General features: G+C 59.8%; 10 protein-coding genes. 5 read left to right on the top strand and 5 right to left on the bottom strand.

Features of this window, described 5'->3' with window-relative positions; genetic code table 11:
- Positions 1 to 234: 234 nt before the first annotated feature.
- Positions 235 to 2,172, top strand: a complete 1,938-nt coding sequence (locus FMN63_RS05960; protein WP_148583025.1) for a HoxN/HupN/NixA family nickel/cobalt transporter — start codon at positions 235 to 237, stop codon at positions 2,170 to 2,172.
- 23 nt (positions 2,173 to 2,195) lie between these two features.
- Here FMN63_RS05960 and FMN63_RS05955 read toward each other — a convergent pair whose 3' ends face one another.
- From FMN63_RS05955 to FMN63_RS05945, 3 genes are all read right to left on the bottom strand, one after another.
- Positions 2,196 to 2,954, bottom strand: coding sequence for a gamma-glutamyl-gamma-aminobutyrate hydrolase family protein (locus tag FMN63_RS05955; RefSeq protein ID WP_148583024.1), 759 nt, complete (start codon positions 2,952 to 2,954; stop codon positions 2,196 to 2,198).
- A 68-nt stretch (positions 2,955 to 3,022) separates the two neighbouring features.
- On the bottom strand, positions 3,023 to 3,691 hold the full coding sequence (locus FMN63_RS05950; RefSeq protein ID WP_148583023.1) for a response regulator: 669 nt from the start codon (positions 3,689 to 3,691) through the stop codon (positions 3,023 to 3,025).
- A gap of 7 nt (positions 3,692 to 3,698) precedes the next feature.
- Positions 3,699 to 5,060 (bottom strand): cache domain-containing protein, encoded by a 1,362-nt coding sequence (locus FMN63_RS05945; RefSeq protein ID WP_148583022.1) that lies wholly within the window; start codon positions 5,058 to 5,060, stop codon positions 3,699 to 3,701.
- A 188-nt stretch (positions 5,061 to 5,248) separates the two neighbouring features.
- On the opposite strand from FMN63_RS05945, the gene FMN63_RS05940 reads away from it, so the two are divergent.
- The 3 genes from FMN63_RS05940 to FMN63_RS05930 all read left to right on the top strand — a co-directional run bounded on the left by FMN63_RS05940 (position 5,249) and on the right by FMN63_RS05930 (position 10,146).
- Positions 5,249 to 6,349 carry a TRAP transporter substrate-binding protein gene (locus FMN63_RS05940; protein ID WP_148583021.1) on the top strand — a complete coding sequence of 367 codons (1,101 nt, stop codon included), beginning with the start codon at positions 5,249 to 5,251 and terminating at the stop codon, positions 6,347 to 6,349.
- 74 nt (positions 6,350 to 6,423) lie between these two features.
- The gene (locus FMN63_RS05935) at positions 6,424 to 7,458 is read left to right on the top strand and encodes a TRAP transporter small permease subunit (RefSeq protein ID WP_148583020.1); all 1,035 of its coding nucleotides are present in this window, start codon (positions 6,424 to 6,426) and stop codon (positions 7,456 to 7,458) included.
- A gap of 21 nt (positions 7,459 to 7,479) precedes the next feature.
- On the top strand, positions 7,480 to 10,146 hold the full coding sequence (locus FMN63_RS05930) for a TRAP transporter large permease (protein WP_148583019.1): 2,667 nt from the start codon (positions 7,480 to 7,482) through the stop codon (positions 10,144 to 10,146).
- 162 nt (positions 10,147 to 10,308) lie between these two features.
- Here FMN63_RS05930 and FMN63_RS05925 read toward each other — a convergent pair whose 3' ends face one another.
- Positions 10,309 to 11,031, bottom strand: a complete 723-nt coding sequence (locus FMN63_RS05925) for a response regulator transcription factor (RefSeq protein ID WP_148583018.1) — start codon at positions 11,029 to 11,031, stop codon at positions 10,309 to 10,311.
- Positions 11,032 to 11,183: 152 nt separating this feature from the next.
- Positions 11,184 to 13,154, bottom strand: a complete 1,971-nt coding sequence (locus FMN63_RS05920; protein ID WP_148583017.1) for a PAS-domain containing protein — start codon at positions 13,152 to 13,154, stop codon at positions 11,184 to 11,186.
- A 168-nt stretch (positions 13,155 to 13,322) separates the two neighbouring features.
- On the opposite strand from FMN63_RS05920, the gene FMN63_RS05915 reads away from it, so the two are divergent.
- The gene (locus FMN63_RS05915; protein ID WP_209000956.1) at positions 13,323 to 15,230 is read left to right on the top strand and encodes a S8 family peptidase; all 1,908 of its coding nucleotides are present in this window, start codon (positions 13,323 to 13,325) and stop codon (positions 15,228 to 15,230) included.
- Positions 15,231 to 15,238 lie beyond the last annotated feature (8 nt).

Below are 15,238 nucleotides of genomic sequence, written 5' to 3'. Positions count from 1 at the left end.
TGAGTTATTGTTGTGAATATTTTGGGCGAAAAGTCCGAAATATTGTCTTGTATTTTTCGATCAAAACCATGCTTTGAGCATGAACATTCCTCAAAGTGAGGTTAACTGTGAAATTCTTTCCCAGCGCGTATTGCGCTGCGAAAGAGTCGCGGTCATCTTCCTGCCGTCTTCTCTGGTCAAACACCCTCACTGCATGTCATGTAAACTTATTACATCTGCTAAGTGGTGATCCCGTTGCGCTTGCTCTCCGCCTTCACGGCCAAGGTTTTACCTGCGGCCTCTCGCCGTTTTCTGCTCGCACTGGGATTGTTGATGGGGGCTGTCGCGAGCGCCAGCGCGCATCCGCATGTCTTCGTGGAGGCCAGGAGCAAGCTGGTGTTCGACGATGCCGGCCAGGCGGTCGCTCTTCAGCAGGTGTTTCGTTTCGACGATGCCTTTACCGCATTTGCAATCCAGGGCTTCGACAAGGATGGCGACGGTCACTACTCCCGCGAGGAGCTGAGTGAACTGGCGAAGGTGAATGTGGAAAGCATGGCCGACTACGGCTATTTCACGTTCGGCGACAACACGCGTGACGAATTCGATTTCGACGCTCCGACGGACTATTGGCTGGAAGTGGTCACGGTTCCCCTCAAGGACTATTGGGTGATGAAACCCGAGGACTTCGAGGCGATGGAAGAAGATGTCCGTATGAACGGCGGCTCCATGCCGGAAGACGTGAACCTGCTGGAACTGCATTTCACCTTGCCGTTCAAACAGCCCAGCGATGCCAAGAACCTGATCACGCTCGACGTCTATGATCCGACTTATTATGTCGATTTTCGCTTCAGTGATGGCGATGACGCCCTGGGAACGAAAAACGCACCCGGCACCTGCCATGTGAGCCGCAAGGAGCCGCCACCGCTGGATGATGCCGAAGCTTATGCGCTTGCGCAGATCGGCGCCGATCAGAGAGACCTGCCGCCCGAGCTACAGTCCGTCGCCGCTACCCAGGTCAACCAGATGCTGGTTGCCTGCGGCGATGCAGTTGCGGCCGCGACCACCTCGCCAGACACACCGGACAAGCCGCAATCGGTGACACCGGACGCTGCTTCAACGGCTTCTTCTACCACTACAACCACGCCATCCACCTCCACGGAGACCACCGCCAGCGCGCCAAGTGATGGGCATGCCGCAATCACGGCCGCGCTCGACACGGCAAAACCGGCAGAACAACAGGCGGCGGCGCCGAAGGCCGGCTTGCTCGACACGATTTTCGGGACGATTGCGGTCAAGCAGAAAGAGTTCTATCAGGCGCTGGTCTCAAGCCTCAGGTCCTTCCGCAGCAATCCGCATGCGGCCTGGCTGCTGATGGGGATTTCCTTCGCCTATGGCATTTTCCATGCGGCCGGCCCGGGGCATGGCAAGGCGATCATCACTTCCTATGTGGTTGCCAACAACGAGACCCTTCGCAAGGGGATTGTTCTCTCGTTTGCTTCGGCCTTCGCACAGGCGGTGACCGCAATTCTGCTTGTCGGTGGACTGGCTGCTATCTTCAATCTCACCAGCATCGCGATCCAGGATACGGCGCGGTGGTTTGAAATCGGTTCCTATTTGCTCATCACAGGTCTGGGGGGCTGGCTGTTGTGGCAGAAAGCGCTCCGTCCCCTTGCGGTCAGCATGGCCGCGCGGCTTTCGGGTTCGCAGTTCGCTGTTGCCGGGGCTGCCGGTCACCACGGCCATGATCACCACCACCACCACGGTCACGATCATCATCACCATGACCATCACCACGAAATCGGTGCCGATGGCGTCTGTGCGAGCTGTGGTCATGCCCATGCGCCGACACCGGACATGCTGGAAGGCCGGATTACCCTTGGCCGGGCGGTGTCGATCATTTTCGCGGTGGGGCTGCGGCCCTGTACCGGCGCGCTCGTGGTTCTGGTCTTTGCTCTTTCCCAGGGCATGATTGCCGCGGGCATTGCTTCCACTCTGGCGATGGCGGTCGGAACCGGCATCACCGTTTCCCTGCTTGCGGGCATGGCGGTCGGGGCCAAGGAGCTTGCCGTGCGGATATTCGGCGAAGGCAGCCCGATGGCGCGCAAGGTGCACCGGACGATCGAGATCGCCGGGGCAACCATTGTCTTCCTGCTGGGCCTCACATTGCTGATTGCAACGTTCGGCTGGGGCTGAGGCTGTCTCGCGTCAGGGCGAGATCAAAGTCCCAGACGCTTCACCCGGTAGGCACGAACGGCATCGCCGAAGGCGGCGAACAGTTTTTGTGACGGGCCGTCCGTGGAAACCCAATATTCCGGGTGCCACTGGGTCGCCAACACATAGCCGGCGCTGTCCTTGATCGAAGCGGCTTCGATCGTGCCGTCCTCGGCAGCTGCTTCCGTGATCATTCCATTGCCCAGTGTGCCGAGGGCCTGTCGGTGGAGCGAGTTCACTTCAATCGGCTCATCGCCCACAACGGCCGCCAGGCAGCTGCCTTCAGCGATTTCCACCGGATGGGCAATCCGGAAACGTTCGTCCTGTTGTTCGGATGTCGGGGCACGGTGGTCGTCACGGCCCTGAAGGGTCTGGATTTCGGTCAGGAGCGTACCGCCGAGGGCAACGTTCAATTCCTGCATACCCCGGCAGATGGCAAAAACGGGAATGCCGCGTTCGACAGCGCGTTTGAGCAAGGGCAGCGTCGTCGCATCGCGGGACGGGTCGTAAGGCCCATTCTCTTCCGTCGGCTCCTCACCATAAAGTTCCGGATTGACGTTAGAGCGGGACCCGGTCGCCAGCACACCGTCGACCTGATCCAGCGCCGCATCCAGGTCCAGATCGGCGCCAAGGGACGGCAGGATCATGGGAATGGCATCGGAACCTTTCACGACGGCCTGCAGATAAATCGAGGTTGCGGCGTGCCAGTTATAGCCTTCGACGGTTTTCACATCGGCGGTTACCAGGACGAGTGGTTTGGTCATTTCAAGCCTGTCAGATGGGAGAGCAGCGTCTCCGGGAGAGTTTGGTCAACAGATTTAGCTGAGCCGGATCAGTCCAGCAATCCCAGATCCTGCGCGACCTTGTAGAGCTGGGCGGCATTCTTGTTGCCGACTTTCTCGCGCAGGTTCAGGCGGTGGGATTCTACAGTGCGCACGCTGATGCCAAGCTCCCGGGCGACTTCCTTGTTTGGCTGGCCTTTGGCAATGGCTGTCAGAACCTGGCGCTCGCGGTCGGTCAGGCCGTAGGGATCTTCGACGGGGGCGGAGGTGCTGGCGCCGACGAGTGTCGGGCCGACCGCAGAGGAGAAATAGTAACCGCCGTTGGCGACGCTGGTAATGGCGGTGATCATCTCGGCGGCTGAAATATCCTTCAGGATATATCCGCGCGCCCCTGCCTGAACGACGCCGCGTACGTATTCCGGGTTATCGTAGATCGACAGGATCAGAACTGCGATTTCCGGCAGCGACTTGCGCATCTGGGTTGCCGCTTCCAGTCCGTTCATCACCGGCATGGAGACGTCCATCAAGAGAACGTCCGGGCGCAGATCATGGGCGAGCGTCAAGGCCTCGCGGCCATTCGTTGCTTCACCAACCACTTCCAGCTCAGCCACTTTTTGCAGCCGGGCCCGGATACCATCGCGAACCAGCTCATGGTCGTCTGCCAGCAGCACGCGGATGGGCCGCGTTAATGACCGAGGTGAAGGTGAACGCGCTGTCATCTTTGCATCATGCCGCTTTTGCAGCCGCATTGTCGAGCGGCATCTGGACCTTGATACGGGTTCCGCCGGAGGCGCGACGGCTCAGGGTCAACCGGCCGCCGTAGGTTTCGATCCGCTCCCGCATGTTACGAAATCCAAGGCCGCCGGATTTCGGCAAGGGGCGTGGCAGGCCGACACCGTTGTCTTCCACCGAGAGGACGAGTTGCTGTGCGCCGACCTTGAGGGAGATTGCGACCTCGCTGGCGTGGGCGTGGCGGGCGACATTTGTCATGCACTCCTGAACAACGCGATAGAGCGCGGTCTTGGCACCTTCCGACAAGCGGCTGTGACATTGCTCTGCCTCCACGTTGACGATAATGCCGGACTGGTTCTGGAACTCCTTGCCGAGACTGCCGAGCGCGGCTGCAAGGCCCATGTCATCGAGAACGCTGGGTCTGAGGTCGCGTGATATCCGTCTGACCTCGGCAATGGTCCCATCCAGTGTCTTCAGGCATTTGGCTGCCTGGGACTGAAGCTCAGGTTCGCGGTTTGCCTCGCTGTGGATCATTTCCACGCCATAGCGGACAGACACCAGGAGCTGGGAAATACTGTCATGCAGTTCGGTGGACACGCGCTTGCGCTCCTGTTCCTGCACCTGGAAAATCCGGTTGGTCAGCTCCTTCAGTTTGCTGTCGGCAAAACGCTGTTCGGAAAAACGCACTCCGGCAATGAGGAAGCCGGCAATCACAATGGCCGCGAGCGTGATCATGAAGGTCACGAACAGGGTCTGGCGGATGGAGCGGGCAAAATCCGTGCGAATGGCGGTGACTTCGCGGGCGATGTCGTCGGTGTAAAGGCCTGTTCCCAGCATCCAGCCCCACTTTTCGAGCAGGATGGCATAGCCGAGCTTTTCCTCCACCGTGCCCGTCGAGGGCTTGTGCCAGACGTACTGGTGGAAGCCGCCACCCTTCTTGGCGGCCTCGATCAGGTTGCGGATGACGAAGTCGCCGTTGTCGTCCTGAAGATCCCACCAGTTGCCGCCTACAAGTTTGGGCAGTTTGGGGTGCACCAGGTTTGTGCCGTCGAGCGTATAGACGAAGAAATAGCCATCGTAGTCGAAGGTCAGGTTCTGGAGGATCTCCTTGACCTTTTGCTGCGCGGCTTCCCGGCCGCCCGGCTCTTCCTTGTAGATCTGTTCGATCGAGGTCAGGGCAAGGCTGACGTAGTTTCGAATTTCCTGGCGCTTGTAGGACAGGATGCGCTGGTCCACAGCCTGCGTCTGGGTGTTGATCAATTCCCGCGACTGATAATAGGTGGCCGCACCGATCAGCACGGAAACGGCTATCAATGGCAGTATCGTGATGAGAAGCAATTTGGTTTTGAAGGTCACGAATTTTGCTCTCTTGTTGCGCAAATGCGCGCCAAATGATCGTCTCACTTGCGTGTTCTCGGTAGTAATACCGAGAAGCTGCGCAGAACCACGAATAGCGCTTCAGACGCTCGGTCAACTAGACATACTTCGGGATCGGTGCAAGTGTGTACCCGGTCTAAATTCGGATCCGGTTAGGGAGGAAACTAATGGATCGTCGTTCGTTTATCAAAAAGGCTGGTATTGGCGCCGGTGGTGTTGCTGCTGGATCTATGCTTGCTGCTCCTGCAATCGCGCAGGGCACCAAGGAAATGGTCATCGTGTCCACCTGGCCGCGCGATTTCCCGGGTCTCGGTATTCCCGCACAGCGCCTGGCAGCTCGTATTGCAGAGCTGACCGCAGGTCGCCTCAATGTTCAGTATTTCGCCGCTGGCGAACGCGTTGGGGCATTTGACTCCTTCGACGAAGTCGCTTCCGGCAACGCGCAGGCCTACATCGGCGCCGACTATTACTGGAAAGGCAAGCATCCGGGCTGGGCAGCATTCACTGCCGTGCCGTTCGGTCTGACCCAGGCTGAAATGGACGCCTGGATCAAATACGGCGGCGGCCAGGAACTGTGGGATGAGCTGGCTGGTGAATTCGGCCTGAAGAACCTTGCCATGGGCAACACTGGCGTCCAGATGGGCGGCTGGTTCAACAAGGAAATCGAAACCGCTGACGACCTGAAGGGTCTGAAGATGCGTATTCCGGGTCAGGGCGGCGACGTCATGGCGAAACTCGGCGCGTCTCCGGTGTCCCTGCCGGGTGGCCAGATCTATGAAAACCTTGTTTCCGGCGCTATCGACGCTACCGAGTGGGTTGGTCCGTTCAACGACTACTTCATGAAGTTCTACGAAGCGGCCAAATACTACTACTATCCGGGCATGCACGAGCCGGGCGCAATGCTTGCTCTGGGCATGAACAAGGCATTCTGGGACGGCCTCGACAAGGTTGATCAGCAGATCATCGTTGCAGCGTGTGCGGAAGAAAATTCCAACACGATCGCCGAAACCAATGCCAACAACGGTAAGTACCTGAACCGCCTGATCAACGAGCACGGCGTCGAGCTGCGTGAATTCTCCGACGAGATCTACGACAGCTTCGGTGAAGCCGCTCAGGAAGTTCTGGAAGAAGCGATGGATCATTCCGCGCTGTCCAAGAAGATCTTCGAGAGCGTGATCAATGCGCGTCAGGAAATCGGCAGCTACATGGCCATTTCCGATATCGCCTACAGCAACAAGCGTAACCGTTACCTCGGCATTCCGAAGTAATCGGCTGAGCGATTAAGGGGGCGGGAGGAATCCCGTCCCTTCTTCATTGACAAAGACAAAAAGGCATAGCCACGATGACGGCCTTGGACAATGTTCAAGACGGCTCGCCTGTTATGAATTCCGGTGGTCAAGCCTCGCCGGAGAGCGCCCGCTTCTTCCGCCTGTGCGGCTGGGTCGTATTGGCGATCATGACGGCGTTTCTTCTCAACAACTACCTGACCTACTGGCAAGATCTTCCAGGTATCGCGCCCATCTTTGGCGGCGCGGCCAATGGCTCCATGCCGATCTTCTGGTCCTGGTTGCAGCTGGCGCTCTATGCGGCAATGATCCTGTTGGCCTTCGGCTATGTAAGGACGAACGGAAACACGCTGCGAGAAGACAGCGCCCGCATCAGCAACATAAACGCCTATCTGATCAGGGCCTGCTTCTTTGCCGTGCTGATCGTCGGGCTGGTCGACAGCACGATCTCTTTCCTGCGGATCGAGGGCTTTCTGCCCGATTTTGTCGGACAGACACTGGCCGACGACCTCGGCAGGTCACAGTTCCGTGGTCCCTATGTACATATGCCGCTGATCGCACTGTCGTTCGTGATTGCAGCCTTCACGCGCACGCTCGGCTTCACCTGGCTGGCTCTTCTGGTAGTTGCGGCGGAGCTGCTAATCGTTATCGGCCGCTTCGTGTTCTCCTACGAGCAGGCCTTCCTCGCCGATCTTGTCCGGTTCTGGTATGCGGCGCTGTTCCTCTTTGCCAGTGCCTACACCCTGCATGAGGAAGGGCACGTTCGGGTCGATATCCTTTATGCAGGCATGTCGACAAAGGCCAAGGGCATCGTCAATGCCGTCGGGTCCGTCGTGCTCGGCATGAGCCTTTGTACCGTCATCCTGATCGTCGGCCTGGGCGGCAAGCAGAACATCATCAACAGCCCGATCCTGACCTACGAGACCACGCAGGCTGGTTTCGGCCTTTACGTGAAGTATCTCATGGCCGGATTCCTTGGCGTCTTCGCCGTTACCATGATGATCCAGTTTGTGGCGTATTTCCTGGAAGCGGTTGCCGATATTCGCGGCGAACCGGGCGGCCGGGATCATGACAGCCACACGATTCAATAGAGCCTGACGAGACCGCTTGATATGGAACTTTTTTTCCTTCTTATCCTGGTCGTCCTGATGGCGATTGCGCTTGGGTCCGGTTTCCCGGTTGCCTTTTCGCTCCCTGGGTCGGCCATCCTGACAATCGGCATCGCTGCCGGCTCGGGCTATCTGTTTGCCGGCGATCCCGGCGCCTATTTCTCGCACGGCGGGCCAAGCCAGTGGCTTAGCGCGGGGGTGACGAACTTCCGCGGCATCTACTGGGAGGCGGAGCGGGATACGCTCATAGCCATTCCGTTGTTCGTGTTCATGGGCATCATGCTGCAGCGGTCGAAGATCGCCGAAGACCTTCTGGTCACGATGGCGCGGCTGTTCGGCCCGGTGCCGGGCGGCCTTGGGATCTCCGTGGTTTTCGTTGGCGCGCTTCTGGCCGCCACCACCGGCATCGTCGGGGCGACCGTCGTTGCCATGGGCCTGATCTCGCTGCCGGCCATGCTGCGCAACAAGTATTCGGTGCCTCTGGCAACCGGCACCATCGCCGCGTCCGGGACGCTGGGGCAGATCATTCCGCCATCCATCGTGCTGATCATTCTGGCCGACCAGCTAGCCAGCGCGGTCGATCAGGCCGGCTCGCTGCGCCAGACGCTCTACAAGGCGAGCACCGGCGAACTTTCGATGCCCTCGGATTTTTCGGTGGTCTCGACCAGTGCCGGCGAAATGTTCCTGGGGGCTTTCCTGCCGGGCCTCGTCCTGGTCGGCCTTTACATGCTGTTCATCCTGGGCTTCGCGCTGATGAACCCGAAGTCGGCACCGGCAGTCCATGAAGAAGGCACTTTCACCCGTGCGTTCGCGGGCAAGGTGGTGCTGACCCTGGTGCCGCCGCTGGCTCTGATCTTCCTCGTTTTGGGTTCGATCATCGCCGGTGTTGCCACCGTGAACCAGGCCGGCGCCATCGGTGCCGTTGGCGCGATGGTCATGGCCGGGTACCGGCTTCGGGACGGCAAGCGCGGGGCCTACAGCCCGGCGATCATCGCCATTCTGGCTTTGCTCTGCCTGGCCGTGGTGGTCAGCTTCTTCGGCTCGGTCAACATCAAGCTGATCCAGACCAGCGACGATGTGGTTGCCCTGATCCTGGCAATCATCGCCGTTTCGCTGCTGCTGATCGCGATCCTGTGGTCAGGCTGGCGCACGCTGAAGTTCGAGAACACGCTGCGCGGCGTGATGGTGGAAACCGCCAAGACCACCGCGCTGGTGTTCATCATTCTTCTGGGCGCGGCCATGCTGACCTCGGCCTTCCGTGCCTTCGGCGGGGAAGAGCTGGTCAAAAACTTCCTGCAGGGCCTGCCGGGAGGGTTCTGGGCTCAGTTCCTGATCGTGATGCTGGTCATCTTCGTCCTCGGCTTCTTCCTCGATTTCATCGAGATCGCGGTGGTTGTCGTGCCGATCGTTGCACCGATCCTGCTCGCGGATCCGGAAGCGAACGTCACCGCCGTCTGGCTTGGCGTGATGATCGGCCTCAATATCCAGACCTCGTTCCTGACACCGCCATTCGGCTTCGCGCTGTTCTATCTGCGCGGGGTTGCCCCGGCGGTGGTCAAGACGCTGGACATGTACAAGGGCGTGATTGCGTTCATCTGCCTGCAGTTGCTGGCGCTGGGTATCGTCGGGCTGTATCCGCAGCTTGTGAACTACCTGCCGAACCGCTCGTCCCTGTTGTCGGAGACCGCACCACCTCCCAAGAACCCGCGTCTGCAATACTGCATGGAAGCTCTCGTCTATGAGGACTTCCAGAAGAATGGCGACAAGATCCTGTCGGCAATCCAGTCCATGGAATCCGTTGACATGAGCTATCTGCCGGAAGATCTGCGCGATGATGTCATGGAAGGGCTGGAAAAGGCGAAGGAAGCCTTGCCGCAAATGGAGGCGATCCATGCTGCTGAGGCGGATGTTGCGGCAGCGGCTGGGGCCTACAAGCCGGTTCACACCGAGGTTCGTGCCATCGAACGTGATGCCCGCCGACTTGATGATCGGATTGCCGACCTTCAGGTGATCGTTGATCGCTCGGGTGAGACAGGTATCTATACCGCCGAACAGGGCGAACGTGCTCAGGCTCGTATCGACGATTTGAAAGCCCGGCATGAAGCCCTGATGGCGGAGATCCCGTCCGACTGGAAGGACACCTACACAACCTTTGCCAAGATCCAGAAGGCGGAGAATACCGCCCGCGTGTCTTACCGACGGACTGTCGATCAGGCCTATGAGCCCATCGTGGAGCTGAAAACGATCCTCGATCAGGCCGATCTGGTCGCAAGCTTCAAGCCGGAACTGGAAGCCCTGAAGGCCGAAGTGCCGACGCTTGAACCAAAGGCTGCGGAAGATGCGATTTCGGCAATGCGCTCGCGGGTGGGAGATGCGGAAGGCACACGCGATATTCGCGATGAGCTGAACAATGCCCGCAAGATCATGCGGAGCCGTGAACCGAATGCGGAAGAAGCTGTTGCGGAAATCGACAAGGCGATTGCGGCGCTCGACGCGGATCTCGCCTGGCGCCGGAAAGGTGCGGAGGAGATCCTGCCGAAGCTGAAAGCCTTCGATGACGTGGTTGCGACAAACATCGGTTTGAGAGCGCAGAACCGTCTACCGACGGATATGGCGCTTGATGTTGCCGCATGTCTGTCCGACCATCGGGACATCAGCCTGAGCTTCTGATCCTGATGACACAAAGAATGAAAGGCGGGAGGAGAAATCCTCCCGCTTTTTGTTTGAGAACTCTCAAACTGTTGGGGTGATCAGAGGCGCTACCTGCGCCGATGCCACGCAGCCAGAGAGGGCGGGCCAAAGGCGGTGGAGCCTGAAAGATCGGGCCTCGCGTCAGCTCCACTTTACATCGCAGGCAAGCATGTAGCCGGACCCGTAGATGGTTCGGATGTGGGCCGGTTCGTTCTTGCGGTTGAGCTTCTTGCGGATGCGCGAAATGCGCACGTCGATTGACCGGTCAAGGCTCTCGTCCCGGCCGCCATGCTCCAGCAGATAATCGCGTGAGAGCACGCGCTTGGGCGCTCTCAGGAGTGCTTCCAGCAAGGAGGCCTCGCCGGTCGACAGGAACGTTTCCTCCCCCTCCGGAGAGATCAGGCAATGGGAGGCGGGCAGGTAGCTCCAGCCCTCGAACCTGGCGCAATCGACGCTCGCCTTTTTCGAAGGCTGGTCGGACGAGCGGCGCAGGATCGAACGGATGCGCGCAACCACTTCACGCGGGTCGAAGGGCTTGACCACATAATCATCGGCGCCAAGTTCCAGCCCCATCACACGGTCGGTCGAATGGCCGCGTGCCGACAGAACAATGATAGGCACCGACGACTGGCGCCTGATCTCGTTGATAAGGGCCATGCCCTCCATGTCGGGCAGACCAAGGTCGACGATGCAGGCGTCCGGCGTTTCCAGACTGAGTGCGGTCAGCATCTGCGCAGCCGTTGCAAAGACCTTGCCCTCCATCTCGAACTGAAGAAGGGCATCCAGAAGCAGGTTACCGATCTCCGGTTCGTCGTCGACAATGAAAACGGTGCGTTTGACTGCCTGGAGGGAGCGTGTCTGCAAGGCGCGTTCCTGTGTCCTGATTCAAAGAGTGCCGGTTTCGATCCATCGCGAGGATGGCTTGACCGCAGAAGACTGACATCTTTGCCCGGCAAGCGGGAAAGGGTCTCCAGACCCGGTCGGATGGATCATAAGCAATGATCGTTGCATAACCATCAAGCTGAGTCTGGTGCGGGTGAGAGAATCTTCTGCAGCGTGTCTGCAAGTTGAGCATCTGCAAAAGGTTTCGCCAAGACCGGAAATTCGCAGGCGCTTGCCTGTCCTGCAAGGTCCGACCAGTCGGCATATCCGGACATCAGCGCGATGCCGAGGTCTTGCCGCTTCTGCTGGATTTCCCGTGCCAGGGCAAGACCATTGATCTGACCGGGCATGATGATGTCGCTGAGAACGGCACGCAGTTCCGGAAGGTCCAGGGCCAGGCTGCGGGCATCCTCCGCATTTTCGGCCCGCAGAACCGCGTACCCGAGGTTCTGCAACTGATCCGTCACCGTGTTGGCGACATCCGGGTCATCCTCAACAAGAAGCAGAAGCTCGCCCTGACCGGGTCTTACCGGTTCCGCGTCACCCTTGTCCGTGTCCGCGCTGGTGGACGTGGCAATGCGTCGGTAGGGCAGATAGAGGGTCAGACAGGTGCCGGCTCCCGGCGTGCTGGAAATGTGGATCGAGCCACCGGACTGGTGAATGAAACCATAGACCATGGACAGGCCGAGGCCGCTGCCGGTGCCGAAGGTCTTGGTGGTAAAGAAGGGCTCGAAGACCCGCAGCTGCGTTTCCGCATCCATGCCGCTTCCGGTGTCGCCAACGGTGATGCGCGCAAATTTGCCGGGTGGAATGCCCAGATCGTCCGCACCGCGGGCATCGAGCTCGCACATGTCCAGCGCGATGGTCAGGGTGCCGCCTTCGGGCATCGCGTCGCGGGCGTTGAAAGCCAGGTTGATCAGCGCGGTTTCCATCTGTGTCGGGTCAATGCAGGCACCGATTTCCGCACTTTCGGTGGTGATCGTGACGTCGACCGAGGGCGGCAGGGACCCTTCGAGGAGACGGCCGGCACTGGCAATGACCTTGGCCAGGGATACGTTCTGTGGATCGATGGCCTTGCCGCGGCTGAAAGCGAGGAGACGCTGGATCAGGTCGGATCCGCGCTTGGTCGCCTCAAGCATCGGTGACAGCTTGCTGTCGAGCGTTTCCCGGTCGAGCGGTGTTTGCGTGCGTCCGAGGGACAGAAGGTTGCCCATCAGGATGGCGAGAAGGTTGTTGAAGTCGTGGGCCAGGCCGCCGGTCAGCTTGCCGACAGCGTCCATGCGCTGGGACTGCACGAGTGCGGCTTCCGCCTGTTTCTGGTCGGTGGCGTCCAGGGAAAGCACGAAGATCCCGAGGGTTCGGCCGTCTTTCGTCATGTCCGGGATGAGGGTGGAGCGCATATAGGCGATGCTGCCATCCGAGCGATTGCGCTGATATTCGTAGCTGACGGCGTTGCCTTCGAAGCAGCGGTTGATGTGCGGCTCCAGCTCCTTGAAAAGCTCCTCGCCGACCACTTCAGGCGCCGGCCGGCCGGCGACGGAGGCGACGGAGTGGCCAAACCAGTCGGCGTAGCGGCGGTTGGCGAAGCGGAAGACCGGGCCGGGAGACAGATAGGCAATCAGGGCCGGAATATTGTCCGTCACCAGCCGCAGCCAGTCCTCCGACTGCTGCAGGGCGCGGGTACGCTCTTCCACCGTGCGTTCCAGCTTTTCCTGTCGGCGGCGATCTTCGGTGACGTCGGAATAGGTGGTGACGAATCCTCCCCGGGGCAGGGGCGTGCCTGAAACGGCGATCACCTGGCCGTTGGGCCGGATGCGTTCGAAATAATGCGGCTCGAACAGTTTGGCCCGTTCCAGCCTGCGCTGGATCTTGCCTTCAATATCGCCGGGGCCGTATTCACCCCGTTCTGCGTTCACGCGCAAGAAGGCTTCCAGATGCGTGCCGCGCCGGGCCAGTTCCTGAGGGAAATCGAGCATTTCCCACAAGCCCCGATTCCACGCGACAAGTCTGAGGTCGGCGTCGAAAGCCGAAAAACCCTGATTGATATGGTCAAGCGCCGCCTGCATCAGATCAAGCTGCGTCTTGAGCTGCTGTGTCTCCTCCATGGGGTGAGATTAAGCCCGAAAAACAGGTTTGACCATTCGTCCAAGGAGAGAATGACAGACCGGGGTCACAAGACGTAACGAGGCTTGACGTGTAGGCGGAAAAACTTCGCCTTTCGTGATATTGTGGCCGGGTATTTTGACTTTGTTTTTTCTGCGATGGAGGTCTCCATGCAATTAAAGAAACTTGATCCGAGGCTGCGCCGATATGCAGCCGAGGCAGAACTGAGTTCATTTGAAAACGAATCCCCTCTTGACGCCCTTCCGTCCGGTCCTGCATCGCTGGAGACTGCCGGCGCGGCTCCTCTCGGGGAGGTCAGGCGCGTTCTCGTCGAACTTCAGACCGAGCAACCCCCAGCAGCGTTTGCCGATTTCAACTGGGTGCATGTGGCCGGGAAGATCTATTCCGTGTCCCTGCCCATGAACCGCATGGTGGAGCTGAACGGGCATCCGCTGGTCGAGACGGTTGAGGCCGGACGGCGCTGGTTCCCCATGCTGGACAGCTCTCTGCCCGAAACGAAGGCGGACACGGTTCATCAGGGGAGCGTCGGGGTTCCGGGCCGCACGGGGGCAGGCGTTCTGGTCGGTATCATCGACTACGGTATGGATTTCACGCTCGACGACTTCCGCAATGCGGACGGCACCACGAGGCTGGCCTTTCTCTGGGATCAGCGTCTGGATGCCCGGCAGGGCGAACACGCGCCGGATGATTTCTCCTATGGGGTGGAATATGGCGCCGATCAGATCAACCAGGCGCTGAATGCGCAGGATCCCTTCAGCGTCGTCCGCCATAGGGCGGATGCGGGCTCGCACGGCACCCATGTTGCCGGCATCGCGGCAGGCAATGGCAGGTCGCATGACGATACGTTCGTGGAAGGCACGCATCTTGGAGCTGCCCCCGAAGCCACGCTGATTTTCGTTCAGCCGGACACGAACGACGGGTCGGATACATTCACCGATTCCAGCCATGTGGTTGATGCCGTCGCCTACATCATGGGCAAGGCGGATGCACTCGATATGCCTTGTGTCATCAACATGAGCCTTGGGCAGAACGGCGGCAGCCATGACGGGGAAAGCCTTGTCGAACGCGCCATTGACCGACTGCTGGAGCCATTGGGACGCGCATTCGTGAGCGCGGCAGGCAACGAGCATGTCTGGCATGGGCACGCGGCCGGGACCATCAAAACGGGCGAAAGCCGGGAACTGCGCTGGAAGACCGGTGGCGGCATGCCTCTGCCCGATGGCTCAGTCACGCAGACGGGAACAGACAGGACGTCGAGTGAACTGGAGATCTGGTATTCCAGTGTCGACAGGTTTGCCGTGACACTGATTGCACCGGACGGGGCAGAATACGGCCCTGTGACACCGGGAAACACCATGCTCAAGGACGAGGTTTTCATCGATTCGGAGCGGTTCTCGAGCCTGAACGGGCAAGCGCGCATTTACATGCAACTTGAAGCGCCATTCGGCCTTGGAATGCTCAGATCCGGGGTCTGGACCGTGAAGCTGGAAGCTCTGGAAGGGGAAAACGGACAGTTCGATGCCTGGATCGAGCGGGACCTGCGGGACAAGAAAAATAATTATGCCGATCAATCGTTCTTCCAGGGGGGGGATTTCGATCCCGTTCGCACGCTTGGGACACCGGCGACAACGCGGCGGGCCATCGCGGTTGCCAATTACAGCCACCATTCGCTGGCGCCGGCAGCTTCCTCCAGCCGGGGGCCGACACGGGACAACCGAAACAAGCCCGAGGTTGCCGCACCTGGAACGAATATCGTTGCATCCGGGGCGCAAGGCGGACGGAACAATGGCAGGGGCGGCGTTCATCCGATGCGGGTGACCAAATCCGGCACCAGCATGGCTGCGCCCCATGTTGCCGGTATCGTTGCCTTGCTGTTTCAGGAAGCCCGGTCGCTGTCAGCGCCTCAGGTTGCAAACCTCCTCATGGCAACGTCGGACAATCCGGACGGCGCACCGGGTTTTGACGTCGCATGGGGCTTCGGCAGGGTGAATGCGGCACGCGCCCTGCGTCTTCTGCGCGATCCGGATCAACCCGGACGTACGGACGCCGTTATCTGATGTGCTGA

This window comes from Stappia sp. BW2 (assembly GCF_008107695.1).
GTDB lineage: Bacteria > Pseudomonadota > Alphaproteobacteria > Rhizobiales > Stappiaceae > Roseibium.
Note: the sequence above shows the minus strand (reverse complement) of the source record. Positions and strands in the feature narration are given on the sequence as shown.

Excerpts from the sequence above, each read along its gene's own strand:
- FMN63_RS05955 (WP_148583024.1), bottom strand. The coding sequence starts at position 2,954 with ATGACCAAACCACTCGTCCTGGTAACCGCCGATGTGAAAACCGTCGAA.
- FMN63_RS05950 (WP_148583023.1), bottom strand. The coding sequence starts at position 3,691 with ATGACAGCGCGTTCACCTTCACCTCGGTCATTAACGCGGCCCATCCGC.
- FMN63_RS05940 (WP_148583021.1), top strand. The coding sequence starts at position 5,249 with ATGGATCGTCGTTCGTTTATCAAAAAGGCTGGTATTGGCGCCGGTGGT.
- FMN63_RS05935 (WP_148583020.1), top strand. The coding sequence starts at position 6,424 with ATGACGGCCTTGGACAATGTTCAAGACGGCTCGCCTGTTATGAATTCC.
- FMN63_RS05930 (WP_148583019.1), top strand. The coding sequence starts at position 7,480 with ATGGAACTTTTTTTCCTTCTTATCCTGGTCGTCCTGATGGCGATTGCG.
- FMN63_RS05920 (WP_148583017.1), bottom strand. The coding sequence starts at position 13,154 with ATGGAGGAGACACAGCAGCTCAAGACGCAGCTTGATCTGATGCAGGCG.
- FMN63_RS05915 (WP_209000956.1), top strand. The coding sequence starts at position 13,323 with ATGCAATTAAAGAAACTTGATCCGAGGCTGCGCCGATATGCAGCCGAG.